Origin of the sequence: Raoultibacter timonensis, assembly GCF_022845715.1 — a bacterium.
GTDB classification, from domain to species: domain Bacteria; phylum Actinomycetota; class Coriobacteriia; order Coriobacteriales; family Eggerthellaceae; genus Raoultibacter; species Raoultibacter timonensis.
In genome coordinates, this window is sequence record NZ_AP025564.1 from 290,472 (window position 1) to 315,220 (window position 24,749).

The following is a 24,749-nucleotide window of genomic DNA, read 5'->3' on the forward strand; positions in this document are numbered from 1 at the left end:
ATTGCGCAAGGCCGACGCGGATTCGGCGCGAAACTCGCGTGCTTCTCATACGGATATCGTAAAGATCCACCATGGCCTCACTTGATCAATATGGAAAATTTTTGAATATTTCGCTTCTTCAAATGGGTGTTTTAATCAAGTTAACACTAGCATTCATCCTGATGGGGGGGGGTATCAGAGAATATGAGCGCGCGTCTTTGCATTGCGAGCGACATTTTACCTGTCATTCCCTTTATATAATTGCGACGAAGGCATACATGGCGTCGTGCAGCGCCGATGCCTGTTACTAAGCGATGGAACTGAATTGTGAGGAACGGAGCAGATTATGGTTGATGGGAGGATTGAGATAAGGCAGATGGGGGGGGGCGCAGTTCTAGGCTAATCGTCTGTTTAGCCGCAATCGTCTTCGTCCTCTCGTTTGTGCCGGGTTTGGCATTCGCCGACATGAGCGCTGTGGTGGCCGATCAATCCACGCTTGATACGTGGGAGAGCCACGCGCAAAACAGCACCGAGAACGTCGGTCGCATCTGGACCGACAAGACGGTTCAAACAGATGACATCACGCTGTCCGGCAGCACGTCAGACAGCATCAAGGTAGACAAAGCCGACGGCGCCGACTTCCTCGTGGGTCTCTCGGCACTTTCCTCCACTTCCAACCTCACTTCCACTTCCAGCAAACCGCTCGACATCGTGCTCGTGCTGGACACCTCTGGTTCCATGGGCGATTCCCTGTCCGAGATTTCGTATGCAGAGGACTACAACCCCGAGTCCAATTTCTGGGATTCTATTGGCGACCTCTTTGGTTCGGAGAGCGGGTATTACATCCAAGAGAATGGCGAATGGGTCAAGGTGAAGTGGAACGCCCTCACCAGTCAGTGGTATACGGGAAATTTGTTATCTCCGGAGTACAAGACTCCTAAAACATTCCCCGATGACCCCAACGGCGTTCAGTTCTACCTGCGCATCGACGAAAAGATGCTTGCGCTTAAGAATTCGGTGAATCACTTCATTGACAAGGCGGCAGAGGAAAACGCCGGCATAGAGGATCCCGCGAATAGGCATCGCATCTCGATCGTTACCTATGCGACGGGCTCTGAAACAAGGGCCGGCTTGACCGACGTGTATGGCAGCGGCGTCACGCGGCTTCACGACATTGTCGATGGGCTGAGCGCGAATGGCGCAACGTATGCGGACGAGGGCATGAAAAGTGCCCAGACAACCTTGAATTCGGCGCGCGAGAATGCGCAAAAAGTGGTTTTGTTCTTTACAGATGGCGAGCCGAATCATCAGAACGGTTTTGACAACACTGTTGCTGCATCGACGGTGAACACTTCCAAAGAACTTAAAGATGCGGGGGCTATTGTCTTCTCCGTTGGCGTATTCGATGCAGCAGACCCCTCGGATACGACGCAAGAAGACTTCAACAAGTATATGAATGCGGTTTCCAGCAATTATCCCACGGCGAGCGCTTCCGGCAACAATAGGGCTTTCAATGTGACGTGGGGTGATCGCGCTGAAGGCGCTGAGTGCTACATGGCCGCAAAGAGTTCCGCTGAACTCGATAGGATTTTCGAGGAGATCTTCGAAGAGATAAAAATGCCGGGATCTTCTCCCACCGAGGTTGAAGAGGGCTTCGGAGGTGCGAACGGCGGGTACATCACCTTTACCGATACACTAGGCGACTACATGGAGGTCAAGGGCGACGCCATGACCGTGGTGTTTGCGAACCGGACGTTCAATGGAGTGCGTCAGGACGACGGCTCCTTCGCATTCTCCGGCAGCGTCGAGGGCAACCCCGTGTACCCGGATGCCGACCTCTCGAATCTTGCTGTGAAGGTCACGCCGGGTGAGAACGGTGCGGGCGACACCGTGGAGGTGAAGATCCCCGCTCAGCTCATCCCGCTGCGCAACTACACGGTCAAGACGGAAAACGGCAGCACCACGTTCGAGACGGATGAGGCGTATCCCATCCGAGTGTTCTACAGCGTGGGCTTGCAGGATGGCGTGCAGGACAAGGTGAACAACCCCGATAACGCGATGAGCGCCTACATCGCCGCCAACAAGACCGAAGACGGCACCGTGGCCTTCTATTCCAACGACTGGAATCGCGACGCGAAAACCGCTGGCACTACCGCCACGTTCACGCCTGCGTCCACCAACAAGTTCTACTGCTTCACCCAGAACACGCCGCTGTACACCGACGAAGGGTGCACGAAGCGTGCCACCCGGAATGATATCGAAGGTCGGCAGACCGAAACCGTGTACTACAAGAATGAGTTCTACACGCAGGACGGCACTGTCGGCACGGCGCAGACAGAGGCTATCGCCATCTCTGTGAGTGTGTTCCAGAGCCAGCATGCCAACAACTGGAGTGCCGATAGTGATGGCAATGCCTTCATGAAGGCGGGTGCTCCGCGTTTGAATCGCACGAACGATTTCATCGCTGAAAAGGATTCTAATATTACCGGCACTGCCGGGAGATTCATCTCGCCCAGTTGGAACGACGACCAGAGCGGCATTGTCGTCTCGCTCGGCAACAACGGCAAGGTGTCCGTCGAGCAGGGCGCCACGCTTGAAGTGAAGAAGAACATCACTGCGGCGGAAGGCTTCGATGCCTCCAACTACACGGACACCGACTTCACGTTCGACATGGCGTTTGAGAACGTGCCCGATGGCGCGTACAAGGCCGAGGTGAAGCAGAACGGGGCTGTTGTGAGCGACCCGGGCTTCACCGTAGCCGTTTCGGACGGCAAAGCCGCACATGCCATCAAGCCCAATCAGGTTCTCTACATTTACGGCTTGCCTGCGGGTGGCGCTTACACCGTAACCGAGCAGCCGGTTGCGGGCTTCACTCAGGTGGCCGACCAAACAACTGGTACTGCTGGCACGTTTGCGGCGGGCGAAATTGCCACGGCTCAGTTCGTCAACGAATACAAGGCCGCGGAAACCCAGCTGGCTGACGGCACCTTGAAGGTGCGGAAGGGCTTCACCGGCCGCGATTGGCGCGATGGTGACGAGTTCGCCTTCACCTTTGGAGCCACGGACAGCGCCCCGCTGCCCAACCCGGCAACGGTGACTGTCAGCAAGAACACCGCGGATCACACGGCCGCTTTCGGCGCCATCACGTACACCAAGCCCGGCGAATACCGCTACTCCATCACCGAGCAGCGCGGCAACCTGGTGGGCGTGAACTACTCCGCTGCGCAGTGGCGCGTGATTGTGCGCGTGGTCGATAACGGCGACGGCACCATGACGGCTACGCCCAAAGTCGAGAAGCTGACGGGCGACGATGGCATTGAACTGGTTGAGCCCGAGATCGCCGACGGCAACACCGCCGTGTTCAACAACATCTACACCATCGATAGCAATGCCGTGCTGAACCTCGAAGGCACGAAGGGCTACACGGATAACTCCGTGGCCGAGGGCGGCCAGGGAGGCAACCCCATCGACCAGAACAAGTTCACCTTTCAGCTGAAAGCGAAGGGCGGTTACGTTACCGATGGCGGTTCCGACCAGAACCTGACCATCTCTGCGGCTGACGTGCCGATGCCCCTCGGTGCCGAAGGCACCACCATGCAGCAGGGCAACGTGGCCGACGCGTTCAACTTCCCCGATATCATCTTCGGCCCCGCATGCGTGGGCAACACCTACGTGTACGAAGTGGCCGAGGTCGCGGGCACCGAAGAGAGCATGAGCTACGATAAGACGGTCTACACCGTCAAGGTTGAAGTGACCGAAGAGACGGAGGGCGAGGGCGATGACGCCCACGCGCACATCACCGCCACCCCGACGTATTCCACGGCGGAGGGCGATGCCGACGCCATTGCGTTCGCCAACAGCTACACCCCCGATTCCGCCACGCTTTCCGGCGACACCGCCGTTGCGGGCACCAAGACCATGACCGGGCGCGACATGCTTGAGGGCGAAGAGTTCATCTTCCGGCTGACGCCGACGGGCAACACGGTTGCCGCCATCAACAACGGCACGGTGACGGGTATCACCACCGACGGCCTGACCTCCACCGCCGCGAAGGGCGGCGAGGACGGCGTTGCCGTTGACTTCAACTTCGGCAACATCGCCTTCACCAAGGTGGGCACCTATACGTTCACCATGAGCGAGAACGTGCCCGCCGAGGCTGACAAGGCCGGTGGTGTGAACTACGACACGCACGACTGCACCGTGACCGTGAACGTGACCCTGGACAAGGAGACGGGCGCGCTTAAGGCTGCTGTCGATTACGGCACCAATGTCGATGCCGCAGGCAACGCGTTTACGAACGTTTACACCGCTTCGATGAGCTATGGCAATGCCGGCGGCTTGGCCGTGGCGAAGACCACGCAGGGTCGTCCGATGTTCGCGGGCGAATTCGAGTTCACCATCGAGGGCGTTGCGTCCGACACGGTTTCTGCGGCCGACGCCAACGTCAAGCTGTTCGACAAGGACAAGCGCTTCACCAACGGCGATAGCGCAGAGGGTGCCGAGTGGAGCGCTGCCAAGCTGTCCGGCTTGACGTTCACCCAGTCCGATGCGGGCAAGACGTATTCCTACATCGTCGACGAGGTGCTGCCTGCGCAGCAGAAGCCCTCGCTGACCTACGACCAGAACACCTACCGCGTTGACATCGAGGTCGTGGACGACCTTGACGGCACCATGCACACCGTGACCAAGGTGCACCGAACCGCCAACGCCGAGGGCGAACTTGGCACGCCCGAACTTGTGGGCACCTACAACTCCGACGAGGGTCAGTCGGCCAAGGTTTCGTTCACCAACGTGTACGAGCCCACTCCCGCTGTGCTTGAGGGCGGCACGGCGCTGAGCGTGACCAAGAAGGTTGAGGGCGCCGACACCGATGCGCGGTTCGACTTCACGCTGAGGCTGACCTCGAACAACGCCGCCAACGTTGAGGGCTTGGACGAGAACGGCGAGATGACCGCCTCCACTAGCGGCACGCTGGCGGACGGCTCTTCCACGCCGATTTCCTTCGGCACGTTGACCTTCGTCGAGGCTGGCGAGTATACCTTTGAGGTGACGGAAAACCAGGGCGGCCAGGGTGTCGACGGCTGGACGTACGACGAAAGCACGTACACCATCACTGTGACCGTGAGCCCGCGGAACGCCCAGGACGAATATGACGGCGCGCTGCATGTGAACGCCGTTTCCGGCAACAACCCCACGTTCACCAACAGCTACAAGGCCGAACCCGTAATTGTGGGTGGCGACGACGCCACGCAGCATCTGAGCGTTGAGAAGACGGTTGAGGGCAAGGGCACCGAGGCCGACTTCAACTTCACGCTGAGCAAGGTGAACCCCGACGACGCCAAGTGGAACAACGTCGAGGCTGCCGAGGGCGCGGACAAGGCTTCCGTGACCGAGAACTTCGGCGTGGGCGATAAGAAGACCGCGAACTTCGGCATGTTCACCTTCAAGGCCAAGGGAATCTACCAGTTCCAGGTTGTTGAGGACGAGGCGCAGGGTGACGCGCCTGCGGGCTGGACGTACGACGCCGCGTCCAAGACCATCGCCGTTGAGGTGACGGACAACGGCAAGGGCCAGCTGGTGGCCACCATCGACGGCGTGGCTGCGTTCACGAACACCTACGACGCCGAGGCCGCCACGGGCGTGCCCGCCGGCTTCCAGCTCGCCAAAGTGTTCGAGGGCCGCGAATGGACCGACGACTATGCGTTCGAGTTCACGCTGACGCCCGTCGGCGACGCGCCGATGCCGACCGATGCCGAGGGCAATGCGGTGAATACCGTTGTCGTGAACGCTCCGACCGAGGATGACGGCAAGACCGCGAAGTTCGACTTCGGCGCGATCGAGTACGCGGCTGCGGGCACCTACGAGTACGAGGTCAACGAGGTTGCGGGCGGCAACGCGGGCATCGCATACGCCACCAACACCGCCAAGGTGGAGGTTACCGTGACCGATCTCGGCGCCGGCAAGCTGGTTGCCAGCGCGACCGTGGCGGATGGCACCTTCGTCAACACGTACGACACGGGCGAAGTTGACTTCGACACGGTTGCGGGCGGCGGCTTGGAGATCGTGAAGAACCTCACCGGGCATGCCATCAAAGCCGGGCAGTTCGACTTCAAGATGGAAGGCCAGGACCAGGCTTCCATCGACAAGCTGGGCGGGAACAGGGAGTACACCACCGGCGATGCCGAGCTTGACGGCAACGTTGCCACCGATGTCGTGCCCGTCTCCACCGGTCTGGTGTTCGAGAAGGCCGATGCGGGAAAGACGTACACCTACAAGGTGTCCGAGATCGACGACGGCGCGAAGGGCTACACCTACGATGACACCGTGTACGAGTTGAGGTTCGCGGTGTCGGACGGCGGCGACGGCGCGCTAACCGTGGACGTGTACGTGAACGGCGAGCTTGCGGCCACGCATACCGGCGAAGCCGCCTCGCGCGCCGCAAGCGAACCGGTGCAGCTGGCGTTCGACAACGCTTACGAGGCCGATTCCGCAACGGTCGGCGGCGAGGGCGAGGCGCAGATCGTGGCCTCCAAGGAGCTGATCGGACGCCCGATGGCCGATGGCGAGTTCTCGTTCGTGGTGACGGACAAGAACGGTGCGGAGGTTGCGCGCGGCACCAATGCGGCCGATGGAACCGTGGCCTTCGATCCTATCGTCTACACAACGGAGAAGCTGAACTCCGATGCCGCAAGCGGCGCGGCCACGCGCACCGAGGGCGCTGACGGCGTTGCCGTGTACGCCTACCAGTACATCGTCGCCGAGGACGAGGCTTCGCTCGACGGCGGCGTGGCGGCTGTCGAGAAGAGCTTCAGCTTCACGGTCGAGGTGACCGACGACGGCGAGGGCGCGCTGACCGCCAAGGTGAGCCAGCCCGAAATGGCTTTCGTGAACGCCTATGGCGCTTCCGAGTCGGCTGCGATCTCCATCAAGGGAGCAAAGGCGCTGGATGCTGCCGACGGCTTGACCCCGCCGGACATCGCGGGCAAATTCTCCTTCACCATGAAGGGCGCTGACGGCGCGCCGATGCCCGAGGGATCCAGCGGCGATGCCAAGACCGTGGCAAACGACGCCTTCGGCAACGTGGACTTCGGCGAGATCGTGTACACGATGGAGAACGTGTTCGGCAGCGAGGCCGCGGCGTCCGAGGAGCCGACGGTCGACGAGGCCACCGGCGAGGTTGCCGAGGTCGCCGAGGTCGCCCCGATGGCGGCGCAGCGCACCAAGACCTTCGCCTACGAGATCACCGAGAGCGGCTCGGTAGCGGGCGTGGTCAACGATGCCGAGGTCAAGACCATCGAGGTGACGGTGACCGACAACGGCGACGGCACGCTGGATGTCGCGAAGAGCACGGCTGGCGAGGCGACCGACTTTACCTTCGTGAACACCTACTCGGTGCGGCCCACCGACCCGGTGTCGCCCACTGACCCGAGTGTCGAGGGTGCCGTGAAGGTGACCAAGCAGCTGACCGGCCGCGAGCTGGTCGAGGGCGAGTTCGTCTTCGAGCTGCGCGACGAGCACGGCACGCTGGTTTCCGAGGGCGTGAGCGACGCCGAGGGCAACGTGTCCCTGGGCGGCATCACGTTCATGGCGCCGGGTACGTACAAGTTCGAGCTATCCGAGATGGTTCCCGAGGGCGACCTCGAGGGCGTCACCTACGATGGCACGATCCACCTCTTGACCGCGACCGTCACCGATAACGGCGACGGCACGATGTCCGTGGCGTGGAGCGCCAGCAGCGAGGAGATCGTGTTCCGGAACTCCTACGTCGCCGCTCCCGCTTCGGTGACCTTGGGCGCCGCCAAGGAGCTCGAGGGCGCCGAGCTGGCCGACGGGCAGTTCACGTTCCAGATGCTCGACCGAGACGGCGAGGTGTTCCGCGAGGCGAGGAACGACGAGGGCGGCGCGGTGACGTTCCCGACCGTCGAGTTCACGCAGGCGGGTATCTACACCTACACGATCGTCGAGGTGGACGACGGCCAGGAGGGCGTGGCCTACGACGACGCGAGGCACGAGGTCGTGGTGACGGTGACCGACGACGGGGAGGGTCATCTGACCGCCTCGGTGGAGGGCGCCGAGGACATGGCGTTCTGCAATGCCTATGCCGCGCCGGTCGGTCCGGGACCGAAGCCTCTGCCGCTGGCAGGCGATGGCGACGGCGCGCTCGTGAGGACCGGCGACGCCGCCCCTGCGGCCGCGATCGCCGGAGCGGCCCTGGCGGCCGCGGCCCTGGGGGTCGCTGCGCTGGCGGCGCGCCTGCGACGTGCGCGCCGGTTTGGCGGCGGCCGCGATGCGCTGGAGTAGGTAGGCGGGGGAGGTCGCCGCGGGCCTGTTCGACGAGGGTCCGAGCTGCAAGACGGCGGCCTCCCGCCTGGGTGCGAGCCGCGAGGCGGCGGGCGATCGCTTTGACCGCTTGGACGCGTGTCGATGACCAGGGCCATGCGCCGCCCCTCGCCGTGCGCAAGTCGCTTCGGGAGCCATCTCGCCATGGCCGATAAGGTCGGGCGAAGGCCACGGCGATATGCGATGTCCGCATGGGCTTCTGAGCTCCGCAGCAGCGTCCGCCGCCGTTTTGGGCACGGTTGTTTTGCGTTTCGCCCTCGCCTCGATCAGAGTCGGACATTGCAGAATCTCGTCTCCGCGGCAAGAGCTTGCCGTGAGCGCCGGACGCCTCTTTTCGGGCACCTGCGTCCCGTGACGTGATGCAGGCTGTGCTATGTGCGGCGCAGCGGATTAAAACGCGCTTCGGAAAGCAATCGCTGCAGCAAGGACGTCTCGAGGCGTAACGTGCGCCGTGAGCTTTTAGCTTTTTGCCGAACCCCCGACCGAAAAATCGTGCCGCATCGAAAAGGGCGCAATCAAACGTCTTCCTTTGAAACGTTGTTTAAGCGTCTTTTTCAAAGGCGGTGCCAAGCGTCTTACACCTGCCTTGAAGCCAAATCAGAACGCTATTGAGCGCGTATACAAAATCTCCATGCGTGGAGAGAGAAAATATTTTTGCAACGAAACATAGAAAGGCGTTTGAACCGAGTTAGTGAGCCAATTTCGGCAATTTTTGGTCAAAACGTCCCCGTAAAACAAAAAATCAGAGCCAAAAAATCGGCTCTGATCTGGGATGACAAGTGGTGCGCCGTGAGGGATTCGAACCCCCGACGTACTGATTCGTAGTCAGTCCCTCTATCCAGCTGAGGTAACGGCGCATGTATTTCAACAGCTCGATTATTCTGCCAGTATTGCATAGAATTGTCAAAGGGTTTTTCAAAAATGATGCAAAATGTTTGCTTTACGTGTTTCCCCCTTTCAGGCGGCGGGTTTTTTCTTCAAACAAGGTCGATGCGCATCGTGGACTATGCACTCCCGCGCATCGGTAAGACCCTTTCCCGAAAAACGTACGGTTTGATATAGGCGAACGGTTCTCGGGACGCTACAATAGTCCGATATATCCCAAGGGCTCCCATCGTACACCGATCATATTGGCATCAGGGGAGACGCCGCACACAGGGCGTTTGAGATCGTGCAGTCGAAATCGGGGTGATCGATTCGGCTGGTACGGCGGTTCGGATCCGCATCGCCGCGGATGCACCGGATCGCACGTGAACGGCTCGCGCTGCTCGTCCTGCAATCAGAAAGGGGTTTGGATGAACGACGAAGAGAAAAAGTTCGCGCTCTACGAGAACTTCCAGAAGGTCAATTCCATTGCACCTGAGTTCTTCGAGCAATACGAGGTGAAGCGCGGGTTGCGCAATCCGGACGGCACGGGCGTTATCGCCGGCATCACGAACATCGCAAACGTGCACGGCTACGTCGTGTCCGACGGGGTGAAGACCCCCGACGAGGGGCAGCTTCGCTATCGCGGGTACGATCTCTACGATCTGCTCGAAGACGATTCGAGCGATCGGCGCTTCAGCTTCGAAGAGGTGTCGTACCTGCTGCTGATGGGAGAGCTGCCGACCAAAGAACAGCTCGCCCGCTTCGTTTCGGTGATCGATGCCGAACGCGAGCTGCCCGACGGGTTCACCGCATCGCTCATCATGCGCAACACGCCGCCCGATATCATGAACCTTCTCGCGCGTTCGATCCTGCTCCTCTACGCTTTCGACGAGAACGCGGAAGATCGCGCTCCGCAGCACGAGATCCATACGGCCATCTCGCTCATCTCGCGCGTACCCCGCATCATGGTGCTGGCCTACTACGCGCAGCAGGCCAAGTACAACAACGGCTCGATGATCATGCACCGCTTCATTCCCGGCCAGTCGACCGCGGAGACCATTCTGTCGATGCTGCGTCCCGACCGTCAGTTCACGCCCGACGAGGCCCGCATGCTCGACGTCATGCTGTGTTTGCATGCCGAGCACGGCGGCGGCAACAATTCGACGTTCACCACGCGCGTGGTCACCTCGGCCGATACCGACGCGTACTCCACCTACGCTGCGGCCATCGGGTCGCTCAAGGGTTGGAAGCACGGCGGCGCGAACCACCAGGTGCTCGCCATGCAGCAGGAAATCAAGGAGAACGTGCAGGATTGGTCCGACGAGGGCCAGGTTGCCGATTACCTTGCGAAGATCGTCAACAAAGAGGCCTTCGATCGCACGGGCCTCGTGTACGGCATGGGTCATGCGGTCTACACGATCTCCGATCCGCGTGCGGTTATCCTCAAGAAGTTCGCCGAGCGTTTGGCGGTGGGTACCGAATACGAAGCCGAGTTCGAGCTGTTGCAGAACATCGAGCGCTTGGCTCCCGAGGTCATCCTCAAGGAGAAGGGCACGAACAAGGACATGTGCGCCAACGTGGACATGTACTCCGGCTTCGTGTATTCGATGATGGGCATCCCCGAGGATCTGTTTACGCCGCTGTTCGCCTGCGCGCGCATGGCCGGCTGGGCGGCGCACCGTTTCGAGGAAATCGTATCGGGCAAACGCATCATCCGCCCCGCGTACAAGACCACCCATTCGGGCAAGCGCCCCTACAAGTCGATCGACGAGCGCTAAGAGCAGAACCCAAGGCCCCCGATCAGGGGGCCTTTTGCATATGATACCCGATCGGGCGGCAAGTATTCAGCGCTGGAGCCGAAAAAGCGATGCCAATCTCAGCGATGCTAGAAGCGAAAACGAGCGGAAGAGGCTATGGATTTTCCCACAACGGTGATCGAGCTTATCAAGAAGCGGTTCGAGGAAACAAACGGAAGCTGCGAGTTCGGCGGATGCGAGAGCGACGCCATGGCCCCGTACTACGTCGCGCATCTCGAGGACAATCTGGTCGATACCATGGCGGAATGCCACCTGTGCGAGTATGCGCAAGGGGTGGGCGTCGAGCTTGGTGAGAAGATGCGTGCGCTCAGATCGTCGTCGGCCATGACGTTCAACCTGCTGGGAAACCATCGCGTGCGCATCGTCGACTCGATGCTTGCCCCGAAGGGCCGGTATTCGATCAACTACGAATATCAATTGCCCACGCTGCAGGGCAACCCCAACAAGGCGAACCTCGATGCCCGTTTGCTCGCCGAGAACAAGAACGCGGTCGTGTACTGCGAGATGAAGATGGCCGAGTGGATGCTCGGGTGGATGAAGATGCTGCGCGTTTCGTATCTCGACCCCGATCGCTACCTTATTCCCAAAGAAGACGCCGCCGTGTTCATCGAGCTGTTCAACGGCCTCGTCAAGGGCGATCCGAATTGGAAGGGCTCGCGTAAGACGAGGTTCTCGCGGTTCGATGCTTTGCAGATGGCGAAACACCTGCTTGCCATCTATACCAATCTCGAAAACGAAGAGGTTTCGTCGATCAAGCTTGTCAATTGCATCTGGGAAGTGCGCGATACGTCGCTGCTCGCTCCTTACGAGAAGAAGTACGAGGCGTGGCTTGCTACCGAACGGCTCGAATTCTTCGATTTCATCAGGACGGCGCGTCCCGTGTACGATCTGTTCGAGAAACGCGGGTTCGACCTTGTCATCGACTACGTGCCCGTCGATCGGTTTCTCGCCTGTCTGGAAAAGACCGACGAGCAGAAGGCGAAACTTGCGCGGTATTTGGTATAGCGAGCGAAATCGCAGCGCACCTTTCTGAAAAGCTCGGCGAGGAGGCAGCGGATTCCTCGGCGGCAAGTCGGGTATACTGATGAAAACAGACGATGGAGTTGATTTCCATGAACGATGAGCATCCGCAGCCCGCTTTCCATCCGGCTCAACAGCCGCAGCCTTCTGAGCAGCCGCTCTGCCAGCAGCAACCCTATCAGCAGCCCTATCAGCAATCCGGCTACGGTACGCAACCGCCCGTCCCGCAGGCTTATCCCGTTCCTGCTTCTAAGCCCGACGGGATCGGCATTCGTCTGTGGCGCGCGGCTTACCCGGTGCTCCTCATCTTCGGCGTACAGGTGCTTGCCGGTATCGTGATGGCATCCGCAATGGTGGGAAGCCCGATGTTTCGCACCATGGCCGGAGGCTACGAACTCGTTTGGTTGGTGCTGTTGGGCACGGTCGCCTCCCAGGTGGTGGCCGTTCCGTTCCTGATTGCCTTTCGCATCATGGACGGCAACCGACTGAGGGCGAAAGGCGCTTGGAAGGAATACCGTCTGCCTGGTTTCGGAAAGCTTCTTTTATGCTTCGCGATGGGCATCGCCACGGCGCTTTGCGCGATAAGCTTGTTCGAGCTGACCGGGTTCGGCGACGATGGAACGCAGGAGCTCGTGTTTTCGGCGAGTCCCTTTATTTCGGTGCTTGTCATCGGAGTGATTGGGCCTGCGGTTGAGGAGCTGGTGTTTCGCGTTCTGCTGTACAGCCGTCTTCGCGAGTGGATGGCTCCGGTCTCCGCAGGCTTGCTTTCGGCACTCGTGTTCACGCTTGCCCACGGCAACGTGACGCAGGGTGTGACGGCCTTCTTCTACGGATTGCTGCTTGCGTTCGTGTACGAACGGTACAAGACGTTCTGGGCTCCGTTTCTCCTGCATGCGGGCATCAACTCGACGGTTGTGCTTACGGCGGTGATCGGTCGGGGCTTTCTCTCCTCGCAGGCAACGGCTCCCTTGGTCGGCATTACGCTCTTGTGCGCTGCGGTCGTTGCCGGGCTCGTTGTGCTCGCTTTCAAGCTGGCTCCTGCGAAGGAAAAGGAACTGCCGGTCGTTTCGTAACGCGAGCTGCTCGGGTGTACTCGAGCGGTACGGCCGTTGGGCGCCGTTGGGGCAAAACTGCACGCGTAATCTGGATTGTCAGTAATTTAGGTAAATCCCTCCCTGCTATGGAGATACGGTGAACCTGCGGTTTCGTGGGCGTTTTGGTGACGAGAAAAGCGCGTTTTATCCGTCTTATTATCTAAGGAAAGAAACCCAAGGTACCGTCGGCTCGCCCTGGCGTGGGATACTGCGCCGCGCCGTGCTGCGCGTATCTTTGTATAAACGGAAACGATAGGAGAGCGTATGGAATCCGCCGAGCAAAAGCGTATCGATGCAAGCCTGCTTTGGGAAATGTTCGACATCCATGCACGGATCGGCATACTGCTCAGATCGAAATACGACGGGTTCAAAGGATACGAGCTCGCGGTGCTGCTGCTGCTTTGCTCTTCGGGGGTTCCTCCGTCCATCGGCGAGATAGCCGAAGCGCTCGGAGTGACTTCGCAGTACGCCTCATCGGTTCTCGCGGGGCTGGTTGAAGGCGGGTACGCTGCAATTTCAGGGGAGAGCGACGACAAGAGGCGCAAGGTAGTGTATCTGACCGAGCGGGGAAGGGATGTCTGCTGCGACCGCTTTCGGGTTCTCGGCAACGGCGACGGCCTTCTGTCGGCGCGTCGATCGGGGGAGGATCTGCGGGCGCTGCGAACGGTTCGCGCGCACGTGGGCAGAGCCGCCGAGGCTTTCGGGGCCGATCGAGGATATGCGCGACGAATTTAGACGCATCGTCAACCGTCCCGCTACGGATCGTCAATGGATCGCGTATCTTCGCGTTTGCAAAGCGCTCGGATGATAGAAAGAGGTGCATACCCAAAGCGAAAGGCGGATGGCTATGTACGATGATCTGGATAAAAAAGTTGCCGTGGTGACGGGCGGCTCCAAAGGACTCGGCTCTGCTATCGCGGTTCGGTTCGGCCGCGAGGGCATGTCGGTGGTCGTTAACTACCATACCGATGAAAAAGGTGCCGAACGCACGGTGTCTGCCATCGAGGAAGCCGGGGGCCGTGCCTGCGCGATCCAGGCGGACATCAGCTCCGACGAGGGTGCGCGCAGCCTGCTTGAAACGGCGCTTTCCGAATTCGGGGGCCTCGATGTATGGGTCAACAACGCAGGTATGGAAAACCGGTTTCCGACCGACGAGCTTTCGCTCGACGATTGGAAGCGCGTGATCGACACCAACCTTACGGGCGTGTTTCTGGGCTCGCGGTGTGCCCTCCAGCATTTCATGGAGACGGGTAAACACGGTTCGATCATCAACATGTCGTCGGTTCACGAGAAGATACCGTGGCCGACGTTTGCCCACTATGCGGCGAGCAAAGGCGGGGTGGAGATGTTCACCAAGACGATCGCCCTTGAATACGCCGATCGCGGGATCCGGGCGAACTGCATCGGGCCCGGTGCCATCAACACGCCCATCAACAAGGAGAAGTTCTCCGATCCCGAACAGTACGAGGCTACTGTCTCGATGGTACCGATGGGCCGCATCGGCGATCCCGAAGACGTTGCGTCGGCTGCGGCATGGCTCGCCTCCGACGAAGCCCGCTACGTGACCGGCATCACGCTGTTCGTCGACGGCGGCATGACGCTTTACCCGTCGTTCCAATACGGGAAGGGGTAGGCGGGGATTCGAGGCGCCCAGGCGATCGGTGCATTCTACGGTTTCTCCCGTGCGGATTCCCCGAACACGAGGTCCATCATGCCCTGCCGCCCGCTTACTTCCATCTTGGCGTAGATATGGGACATGTGCGTTTTCACGGTGCTCTCGGCTAGCACGAGCTCGTCTTGAATGAACGAGCAGGTGCGGCCTTGGGCGAGCAGTAGGAATACCTCGGCTTCTCGAGGCGAGAGCCCGTACTCCGATGCAACCTCCTGGCAGCGCTCGGTAATGGTTTGAGCCAGCCTCGAGGCGGAATCTTCCGGCTCATCCGCCGATTCGACATCGGCAGCCCCGTCGCGTCCTTTGAGAAGGCCCGAGAACCATGAACGGTTCATCACGATCGCTACGACGACGAGGATGACAGCGGTTTCGATGACGGCGCTACCGCGCAAGAACACCACCCAGACGATAGAGCTCGCCGCATATACGAGTCCGGGAATGCCGATGATGCGGTTCTCGGGCATGTCGAGCGCCGTCAAAGCGGCTGCGATAACCGACCAGAACAGCAGATGCGCGAACGGATCGTTCGCCTGCACAATGCTGTCGAGTAAAACCGCGGAGGAAGAATCACCGAGCTGGGAGCGGATGACTACGACGAACAGGCCTGCGATCACTACGAGGATGGGCAGCTGAAAGCGGATCGATACAGGTTTTCTCACCATGAGCAAGAGCGTGAGCAAAGCGAACAGCGCGAGGCAGATCGTAAGCACCGAGATGGCGGGAATGCGGCCGAGGCTGTCGAAGTAGGTGGTGTTGGAATCGCCCCATACGCCCGATGGGCCGAAGATACGCACCATGGCAAGCAGCACGCCTGCGATGACAAGCACGATAACCATATCGTTTGCACCTTGCGCGTGGCGAAGGGTTTTTGGCCGACCGAGCGCTTCGGCTGTCGGCTGCGGGGCCGAAGCGTCGGTTGCGTCGAACTCGGATTCTTCGCCCTGCGATGCTTTGCGTGCGGTGATCCGCGCGAATCCGAGGAACAATGCCGACAGGAACGGCAGCGCGATGGCAACCATAACCTGTTGCGACGGATCGAGGAAGCTATCGAGCCCGAGGCTCGCTAGCTGACGCAGCGGGAAGGCGGCGACGATGCACCAGACCACGACAGAGAACCCTTGCGTCTTTGCGAGGAGGGCGACATAGCGGGATACGAACCAAAAGTAACCGAGGCCTGCAACGGTAAGTCCGGTCGTTGCAAGAACGGTGGGATCGAAGAAGCTCTGGTTGAACGAGAGGGCGAAGCAGGCGGTTCCCACTGCCGAAAGCACGGGCATCACGTAGGCGAGGCTGCGGTCTCGTTCGGATATCTGTCGGGGGAGCGCGACGAACAGAATGCTGATGAGCAGGATGCCCAGCAACCAGAACGTGCGGGCGTTGACCATCTCGCCCAAACTCAGCGATGAGAGCAGAAATCCAGGGGTATGGCCCATGAGCGTGCACCACAGCAGATTGAGCGAAAGCCCCAGCGCGGAAAACGTTGCACAGATAAGCATGGTACGGCGGTCGGTGTTCATCGCTTCGCTTTCATCCCCCTAAAATCACTGTGCAGTATAGCGCACCGAGGGAGGTTCGGCGACCGCGGGGCCCGATAACGAATGCCGCCCGGCGCCCGCACGTCGGGTCGCGCGGTAGCGCTCGGGTGCTTGGGCATTCGCTGGAAACAGTATCGCACGTCGGGCGGAGCCGGTGCCCGACGTGCGATATGCAAGGGTGGGAGTTCTGCGCTCGCAGGCACCCTTGGGCCTGCGAGCGCAGATGGGATGCGTTTCGCCTAGGCGACCTCGAACGTGAGGCTCGCGGAAAGCGGCGATACCACGCCGTCTGCGGTGCGGGCCCGCACGGTCATCTGGTAGTCGCCCGCCTCGTCGAAGCTTGTGGTGAACCTCCAATTCACCCACTTGTCGGCGGTGGCGCCTTCCGTGTCGCAGACGGTCCAGGTGCGGCCGTCGTCGAAGGAGAACTCGATCGCCGTGACGGGGCTGCCGCAGTCGTCGGCGACGCCTTCGAAGGTGATGTCGTCGCCCGCTCTGAACGTGCAGCCATCGGAGGAGTTCTTGATCTCGATCTTGTTACGGTAGGTGGGGTCGACCTGCTGTACGTCGGGCACGGAATCCTCGCGCGTAAGCTCGATGGACGCGATGTTGCGCGTGAAGTAGCGTGCCACTGTTTCGGGCATCCAGAGCTGTATGCTCGATCCTTCCGAAGACCTCAGTTCCTGATCGTTGACCTTGTATACCAGAAGCGCGTTCTTGTCGAGCGCGTACTGAAGCGGCAGCGGCTGGCCGAACCCGTCGGCGCCGTACGCGGTGACGGTGTTCACGTCCTCTTCGAGTTCTGCCATGCCAACGACCGAAGCGAGCGGTATGCCGATGACCGAAGCCTGCCCGAACGGCGAGCCGGTGGCACAGGAACATCCCATGAGCATCTCTTGCTCGTCGTCTTCGAGTTCGGACAGGTCGAGCGTGAAGCTCTTCTGGACGTTGCCGCCCACGTTGATGTAGTAGTTCGCTACGCCGGTTTGCTCGACCTCGAGCTCGGCTGCCGGCTTGGAGCACATCGAGAGGATCGCGGTTCCGAACACGTTGAACAGCTCGTCGTTGGGCGTTACTCCTTCTTGGTCGAAGTCGAACGTTCCCCGAACGTCGGCAACCTGCGTGTAGCCTTCGTCTTGTGCGAGCCATGAGCTGCGGATGTCGTAGTCGGCAACCGAATGCACGGTGCCCGTCGGCTGCGTGTCGGATTCGGCGACGGCCGGTGTGAGGCCTGCGAAGGCGGCATCCGCACCCGAAGCGAGGAGCACCGCCCCTGCCATGCCGGCCATGATCCTGTTGGTGGTTTTCGTCATGGGGCCTACTCTCCTTCCTTGGTAGCTTCGACGGTCGCCTTCGGAGCTACGAGGGCTGCGGTTTCGATAACGGTGGTCTCATCGGTTTCGGGCATGGTGTCCTTCGCGTTGACCATGACCGTCTGGGTGTACGGGCTTACAAGCCCTGTTTCGGTGGTTGCGCGTATCTGCAGGCAGTAGGCGCTTTCTTCCTGCGGGGTCCAGGTAAAGTCGAACCAGATGAGCTTGTTCACGTCGGTCTCGCCAAGGTCGAACGTAGTCCAGGTTTTGCCGAAGTCCATCGAGAATTCGACGCTTGCGATCCTCTCGTCGTAGGCGTCGACGTATCCGTGGAACGTGTAGGGTTCGCCGTTTTTGATGATGAGGCCTTCGGGTACGTCGAGGATGGTCGCATTGGGCTTGTTCGTCCAATTGCCCTCCGCGTCGATCCAGCCGTTGGGGTTGCCGTCATGATGTTCGAATTCGTACACGTGGTCGTTGAAGTCGGGCGCGTCGGTGACCACCTTGTACTCGTTCATCTGCTTGGAGTTGACCTCGGGATCGACTCCCTCGCACCAGTTCGTGCAGGGAAATCCGTTCGCGGCGGTCAAGCGCTCGCCGTTGATCTCGTAGACGAGGAACGCCTCGTTGCCATCGACCTTGTCGAGCGGCATGGCGCGCTTGGAGGAGCCGTCGGCGCGCATGACGCGAACGCCGTTGATATCGACGCCCTCTTTGTATCCGCCGGCCTTTTCGATGAGCCAGCTTACGGGGATGCCGGTAATCTCGACGTTGCTCACGCTGCCCGCACCGGTTCCGTTCCAGTTGCAGACTTCCTTCGAAACCTTCGTTACCACAACGCCCGCATCTTCGGCTTCCTTCACGAGATCGGGGAGCATGGCGGTGTAGGGCTCGTTCACTTCGCCATCGACCGTGATGGGCCAGCTCTCGAAGAGGCTTTCGGGCATCGGGGTGTCGGCGTATTCGGCGCCTGAGCGCATGCGATCGTACAGACGGTTCCAGGCGTCCATGTTGAACATGTCTTCCTGCTCCATGATCGTGTCCTGATCGATGGAGAACTCGCCTTCGACGTTCTCGACCTTGGTCACTCCGCGCAGCCGCTCGAATTTGGTTTCATCCCACAGCATCATGCCCAAGCCGTCGTTGGTCGCATCGTGGCAAGAATAGCAGTTGCCCTTGTACTCGTCTTCGAACTCGTCGGCGTATTCGATGCCGTAGTGCACGTTGTGCATGAGCGTGCCGAACTCGTACTGCGTGGGGATGTAGCCCGGCGAATAGGTGTGGCAGAACAGGCACTGATCCACGGTCATTTCGGCGTTGAGGATCTCGCTGTTCGGCGAGGGATGCATGGTCTGCGAGAGGTTCTCGAGCACCTTGTTGAGGTCGGCATGGCAGCTGTTGCATCCGCGGTTGTCGTTGTTGAGGCGGTAGATGTTGTACGGCGTCATGCCCTGGCGCGCCCGCTCGACGAGTTCGCTCGGGGTGCGCTGCACCATCTGCCCGTCGGGCAGGGTGCGAATTTCGGGCACGTACTCTTCGGCTTTCGAATCCCACATCTCGTGCAGGCCGTCCAGGTAATCCTTTCCCGGATAGGCGTCGAGCGAAATGTTGTCGTAGGTTGCCCCCTCTTCTCCGGCGATGATGGCCTTCTGCTCGTCGGTATACTCGGTTGCCTCTTCGGTCTGCGCCTGGCTCTGTTCGTTGGCGGTTGCCGATTCGTTCGCCTTCGGCGCGCAGCCCGCGATGCCGGCAACGCCGAGCACGGCGCACATCGTTGCCACGATGAGCTTGCTCTGTGTGCGCATGGTTCCCTTCCTTTCTCTTCTTCGTCCTTGCTTTGCGTACGTATCGATCGGGCGGTACTCGAATTACCCCGCAGCTGCCGCTACCCCGCGCGCTCGCGCAAGGCCGATCGGTAGATAACGCTCGGCCAGCATAGGGTGGGCGGGAAAGCCGCACCATCGTCGAGACGAACCATTTGCGAAAACATGGCATCGGTCGAAACGGAGGATGTGGATTGACCTGCGGCGATGGAAAACGCCGAAAAACGTTGCCCGGCGTTGTGCGGCGCTAGCCGCGGCTCCTTGTTTGCGGTCGGAGATTCTGCTAAGTTTTGAAAAATGCGATTTAGAACACTTTTAGGTTCCTAAAAATGCAACAGAGACCAATTTTTCAGCTTTGGCCAAGCTATGCGAGTGCCCACGGAGAATTTCGGATATGATGGGAATGCGAGAAGCATCCCCCTGCATGCAGCCTTCTGCATGAGGGGGAATTGATTCAAGGATTACTACTTGAGGTTGCCTATGCCGACTCCGCAGCGTCCAGCAAAGCGCCCCACCCCCCGCCGAGGCGGCTATCGAGCGAGCCGTCCGACAGCAGCGGGCTTTCGCGAGCCGCAGCCGTATCGCGCGCGAAGCGCATCCTCGCGCCGCTCGCCGACGGTGATAGCGCTCCTTGTGCTGTGCGTACTTGCTGTCGGAGGTGCTGCCGGTGCCTACGCGTTGGTGCAAAGCGCCGCACCGCATGCGGGCGGTTCTGCTTCGGGCACCGATTCGCTCGCAGTGTCCGAAGAGGCGTTCGAGGCTCCAGAGCCCGAGGTCGAGCCGACCCGTATCACCATCACGTTTGCGGGCGATTGCACGCTCGGCACCGAGGAGAGCTTCGACTACGCCTCGAGCTTCACGGGCATCTACGATACGGAAGGCCCCGACTACTTCTTCGCCAACGTGAAGAGCATCTTCGAAGCAGATGACTTGACGGTGGCGAATTGCGAGGGCGTACTCACCACGGCAACGACGCGCGAGGATAAGGAGTACGCCTACAAGGGCGATCCGTCCTATGCCGAAATCTTCTCGCGCAGCAGTGTGGAGGCAACCTCCGTCTCGAACAACCACATCTACGATTACGGATGGAACAGTCGCGGCGATACACTCGCCGCCCTCGCCGATGCGGGCGTGACCGCGTTCGGCGACGAGATCGTGGCCTACGAGGATGTGAAAGGCGTGAAGGTTGCATTGATCGGCGCGAATATGCTGAGCCTCGGTCTTGGCATACAGGATCAGGTGACGACGAGCATCCACGCAGCCCAGGATGCGGGAGCGCAGATCATCATCGTGTTCATGCACTGGGGCACCATGCGCGAGTACGATCCGACCGACGAGCAAATCGAGCTTGCGCATATCGCCATCGATGCGGGTGCGACGGTGGTTGCCGGTTCGCACCAGCACGTGCTGCAGGGCTACGAGAAGTACAACGGCCGCTACATCGTGTACGGTTTGGGCAATTTCTGCTACGGCGGCAGCCGAACGCTCGGAGACCCCGACTGCTATATCTTCCAGCAGACGTTTACATTGAGCGAAGAGGGCATCGAAACCGATGATGCGGTCGAGGTGATTCCTTGCCTCATCTCGTCTGACAGTGAGCGCAACAACTACCAGCCGACGATTGCCGAGGGAGCCGATAGGGAGCGCATCGAGGGCAAGATAGCCGACAGCAGTTCCGGCGTTGTCGCGCGGGCGGGGTAGACGGCTGCTTCGGGGAACGGCGGGTCGAGCCGGCTATGCGTTCGGGGTCTTGCCGTCGCTCGACGCGCCTAGCACCAGATCCATCATGTCCTGCCGGTTGTTCACGTCGAGCTTCGCGTAGATATGGGCGATGTGCGTCTTCACGGTATTCTCGGCCAGCACGAGCTCTTCTTGGATCAGCGCGCGCGTGCGCCCCTGGGCCAACAGGATGAACACCTCGGTTTCACGCGGGGAGAGCCTGCGCTCTACGGCAAGGCTCTGGCAGCGATTCGTGATGATCTGCGATACCTGCCTGCCGGAAAGCGAAGCCGTTCTCTCATGGGCGAAAGCGGTGCGCTCCTCGGTGCCGAGGGGTGCGCCCGCTTGCCCGAAGCCCGATGGCCGATCGGGGTTTGCGGGATGAGAAGGCGCGGCTCCCTCGCTTTCGCGCGCGGCTCCCAGCCATTCACTATGCATGGCCACAACTGTGAGCACATAAACGATGACAAGTGCGATCACGCCGTTCACGAGCGTACCGCTGCCGAGGAGAAGCACCCACAGCATCGAGCATGCTGCATAGGCGATGGCCGCGATCCCCACGACGCGGTACGACGGCATAGGAAGCGCATCGATGGTCGCGATAACCACTACCCAGAACAGCACATGGGCGCACGAATCGTCGAGCCTCATGAGCTCGTTGACGAGCGGTGCGCTCGCTTCGGCGGGCGATTGCTGGGCTGCAACGAGGAAAAGCCCGCATATGACGACGAGGATGGCCGGCTGGAAGCGCGTTTTCAGGTTCCATCGAGCCGTCTTGACCAGGGCGACGGCGGCGAACAGCGCAAGCAATGCGGTCGATCCTGCCCAGCAGAGAAGGCTCACGGCAACGTCGATGCCCGCTGTGGGGCTTGCACCCCACAGCCCGATCGAGCTGAACGATCGAACCGTGGCGAGCAGAACCGACACGCTTATCACGAGAACCAGCAGGCTTTTCCAGTCGCCGGACGTCGTGCGCGGTTGCGATGGAAAGCCTGCACGCCGTGCCCGGCTTTCGGATAGGGCTTCTTCGGCACCATCGGTTTCCGCGGCAGAGGAAACAATGGCGGCCCTCCTCGTTCCCTCGAACAAAAGCGCCGAAACGAGCGGCAGCGCTATGGCGGTGACTATCTGGAAAATCGGCGGCACGAACGCCTCGAAGAACGGCAGCACGAGCGATTCGACGGCGAGCGCTGCAACGATGCACCAAGCGGCGCAGGCGAAGGTCTGCGTTCTTGCAAGCAAGAGGTTGTAGCGCGCGACGATCCAGAAATACCCTATACCGAAAACGACGAGCCCCACAACGGCCAGAACGGCCGGCGGAAACAGGCTCTGCCGCGCAGCGAGGGCAAAGCAGGCGGTACCGACCGACGAGGCGAACGGCAGCACGTAGGTAAGCGGGCGATCGTGCTCGCGCAGGATGCGGGGCACGACTACGAAAGCCGCTCCCACAGCGAAAATGCCGAGCAGGAAGAAAAGCCGGGAATTAACGGGGAGGCCCAGTTCGTCGGGCGTTGCCGAAAACCCCATCGCATGGCCTGCGAGCGTGCACCAGATCAGGTTGACGGACAGCCCCAAGGAGGCAAGAAGAGCGCAACGGTTGATGCGTCGCGTACGAACCATTGCCTTCCCCCTTTCCCTGCCGTGCACCATGCTGTATCCGACATGCCGCCCCCACGGCGAGACCATTATACGCGAAGGCGACGAGGGGTGAGGCTTAAGGTCATCATATCAACCGGTATGGGGGATGCCCGAACACCCCCGTCGAACCATTTCACCCGAACGCGTTGATGGTGCGCATGCGCGTCCGTTCTTACCATGAGCGCAAGCATGTGCGGAAGTGAGCTAGCAGGAAGGGAGAAGAAGTACATGGATACCGAACCCGCACATGACGAGAAAAGGAGGAGACCATGAAAAGAAAGCGCTTGAGCGCGATTGCGGGAATACTGAGCGTTTGCGCGCTCATCGTTGCGTGCGGGGTTGCGCCGGCACTGGCTGCCGATTCCGCTTCGACGGCCGACGAGATAGTTCGGGGCGGCGAACCGGACGGGGATGTGCAGTATCCCGGCAAAGAGTACATTATCGAAAACTACGACAAGTGGGATCAGATCGCCGAGGATTACGCCCCGAAGATCCTCGAGTACCCCAACGGCCAGTTGGTGCAGCGCACGCCGACCGAATACGAGTGCCCGCACTGGATGCAGCAGAGTTGGACCATTTCCTACAACACCTTTTACCTCGATGCCGACAACCGCGGCTGCAACGGGTGCCATGTTGATCTGAACTCGACGATAAAGTCGATGGAGTACAAGCATGCAGTCATCGACAACGATGCGCTGGGAACGTACAGCGATGTGAACCAGTGCATCTCATGCCATCGGGACAACGGGGACGATTTCGGACGGCTTATGCACAACATCCATTTCAATACGCGCAACAACCCGAAGTTTACCGAGGGCTTTTTCGGTACGTGCCAATCGTGCCACGATTCGACGGGCGATGGGAACGGCATGCAGCTATGGGATAACGTGAAGCACGAGGCTTTGCAGGGCATCAACAAGGTGGAAAACGTCGAAGGCGAATTCTCGCTTACGCAGGACAAGGTGCAGAACATGGACGAGCTGTACAGCTACGATTTCGTCCACGGATACTACGATCACATGCGCTACGCCTGTAGCCCGGCGGGACTCGACATCGACCTGCCTCAGAGCATGTTCGACGAGTGGGAGATCACCATCGACGGCAACGTGAACAAGCCCTTTACGGCGAAGCTTCCCGATCTGGTGAAGGAAGCGGAAGAGGCGGGCGTCGTGGTGACGAAGCCTTCCAAAATGGTGTGCGAGCTCAATCCCATCGGCGGTGGCGGCATCGGCCAGGTTGAGATTACCGGCATCCCGGTAAGCTGGCTCATCGAAAAAGCGGGTGGCTATACGGAAGGTACGAACAGCGTTCGCGTGATCCGCGCAGACGGATCCTCGCGCAGCGGGTTCGACCTTTCGGCCCTCGATAACGGGTACCTGGTGTACAAGATGGGCGGGGAGTACCTCGATGCCCGTCGCGGGTTCCCGGTAACGCATTGGCAGGAAACCTATGATGCGCAGATCTTCTCAAAGCAGATCAGCGGATACCACGTGTCGTCCGACGTTATGGACGAGCGCATATGCGGCCAGGTCAACCAAGAAGGAGAACATGTGAACCGCCCGAACGTCACCATATGCGACGTTCCCGAGGGGCTCATCATCGAAAACGGCAAGCCCTTTACGTTCAGCGGGTACGCCGACGCCTTCGACCGCCAGATGAAGACTATCGAATTCTCCATGGATAACGGCGAAACGTGGACGTCCTACGACGTCGGCGATGTGGACACGGCGAAGTGGATCTGGTGGAACTTCACCTTCACGCCCGAGCAAGAGGGCGCATACGTTCTAAGCGTTCGCGGCACCACCGTCGATGGCGATGTGAGCTACAAAGCGCACGAGGTGCTGGTCAACGCCAAAGACGAGATGCCTTCCGACGACGAGATCATCAAGGTCGATCGGAGCGCGGATGCAACCTCCGCGGACGAGAAATAAG

The 24,749-nt window shown here is 60.3% G+C and carries 12 protein-coding genes and 1 tRNA gene; 8 read left to right on the forward strand and 5 right to left on the reverse strand.

From position 1 onward, the window contains the following. Nucleotides 1-444 precede the first annotated feature (444 nt). Complete coding sequence (locus MWL89_RS01040; RefSeq protein ID WP_244411406.1) at nt 445-8,280, forward strand: Spy0128 family protein; 7,836 nt, start codon at nt 445-447, stop codon at nt 8,278-8,280. Between the two features lie 819 nt (nt 8,281-9,099). Here MWL89_RS01040 and MWL89_RS01045 read toward each other — a convergent pair. Continuing rightward, a tRNA-Arg gene (locus tag MWL89_RS01045) sits at nt 9,100-9,176 on the reverse strand. 438 nt (nt 9,177-9,614) lie between these two features. Between MWL89_RS01045 and MWL89_RS01050 the strand changes: the two genes are divergently transcribed. The 5 genes from MWL89_RS01050 to MWL89_RS01070 all read left to right on the forward strand — a co-directional run bounded on the left by MWL89_RS01050 (nt 9,615) and on the right by MWL89_RS01070 (nt 14,750). Next, nucleotides 9,615-10,964 (forward strand): citrate/2-methylcitrate synthase, encoded by a 1,350-nt coding sequence (locus MWL89_RS01050; protein WP_244411407.1) that lies wholly within the window; start codon nt 9,615-9,617, stop codon nt 10,962-10,964. A gap of 135 nt (nt 10,965-11,099) precedes the next feature. Further along, the gene (locus tag MWL89_RS01055) at nt 11,100-12,008 is read left to right on the forward strand and encodes a PGN_0703 family putative restriction endonuclease (protein WP_244411408.1); all 909 of its coding nucleotides are present in this window, start codon (nt 11,100-11,102) and stop codon (nt 12,006-12,008) included. A gap of 107 nt (nt 12,009-12,115) precedes the next feature. Then, a complete protein-coding gene (locus MWL89_RS01060) occupies nt 12,116-13,096 on the forward strand; it encodes a CPBP family intramembrane glutamic endopeptidase (RefSeq protein WP_244411409.1) in 981 nt (326 codons plus the stop codon). Nucleotides 13,097-13,381: 285 nt separating this feature from the next. Further along, nucleotides 13,382-13,852 (forward strand): MarR family winged helix-turn-helix transcriptional regulator, encoded by a 471-nt coding sequence (locus tag MWL89_RS01065; protein ID WP_244411410.1) that lies wholly within the window; start codon nt 13,382-13,384, stop codon nt 13,850-13,852. Between the two features lie 112 nt (nt 13,853-13,964). Beyond that, nucleotides 13,965-14,750 carry a glucose-1-dehydrogenase gene (locus tag MWL89_RS01070; RefSeq protein WP_102379372.1) on the forward strand — a complete coding sequence of 262 codons (786 nt, stop codon included), beginning with the start codon at nt 13,965-13,967 and terminating at the stop codon, nt 14,748-14,750. Between the two features lie 35 nt (nt 14,751-14,785). On the opposite strand, the gene MWL89_RS01075 is transcribed toward MWL89_RS01070, so the two are convergent. The 3 genes from MWL89_RS01075 to MWL89_RS01085 all read right to left on the reverse strand — a co-directional run bounded on the left by MWL89_RS01075 (nt 14,786) and on the right by MWL89_RS01085 (nt 19,442). Next, nucleotides 14,786-16,306, reverse strand: coding sequence for a helix-turn-helix transcriptional regulator (locus MWL89_RS01075; RefSeq protein WP_244411411.1), 1,521 nt, complete (start codon nt 16,304-16,306; stop codon nt 14,786-14,788). A 257-nt stretch (nt 16,307-16,563) separates the two neighbouring features. Beyond that, nucleotides 16,564-17,637, reverse strand: coding sequence for a molybdopterin-dependent oxidoreductase (locus MWL89_RS01080; protein ID WP_244411412.1), 1,074 nt, complete (start codon nt 17,635-17,637; stop codon nt 16,564-16,566). Nucleotides 17,638-17,642: 5 nt separating this feature from the next. Next, the gene (locus MWL89_RS01085; RefSeq protein WP_244411413.1) at nt 17,643-19,442 is read right to left on the reverse strand and encodes a molybdopterin-dependent oxidoreductase; all 1,800 of its coding nucleotides are present in this window, start codon (nt 19,440-19,442) and stop codon (nt 17,643-17,645) included. 486 nt (nt 19,443-19,928) lie between these two features. Between MWL89_RS01085 and MWL89_RS01090 the strand changes: the two genes are divergently transcribed. Further along, nucleotides 19,929-21,161, forward strand: a complete 1,233-nt coding sequence (locus MWL89_RS01090) for a CapA family protein (RefSeq protein ID WP_244411414.1) — start codon at nt 19,929-19,931, stop codon at nt 21,159-21,161. A 33-nt stretch (nt 21,162-21,194) separates the two neighbouring features. On the opposite strand, the gene MWL89_RS01095 is transcribed toward MWL89_RS01090, so the two are convergent. Beyond that, on the reverse strand, nt 21,195-22,799 hold the full coding sequence (locus tag MWL89_RS01095) for a response regulator transcription factor (protein ID WP_244411415.1): 1,605 nt from the start codon (nt 22,797-22,799) through the stop codon (nt 21,195-21,197). Nucleotides 22,800-23,086: 287 nt separating this feature from the next. Here MWL89_RS01095 and MWL89_RS01100 point away from each other — a divergent pair, with 287 nt between their 5' ends. Beyond that, the gene (locus MWL89_RS01100) at nt 23,087-24,748 is read left to right on the forward strand and encodes a molybdopterin-dependent oxidoreductase (RefSeq protein WP_244411416.1); all 1,662 of its coding nucleotides are present in this window, start codon (nt 23,087-23,089) and stop codon (nt 24,746-24,748) included. Nucleotide 24,749 lies beyond the last annotated feature (1 nt).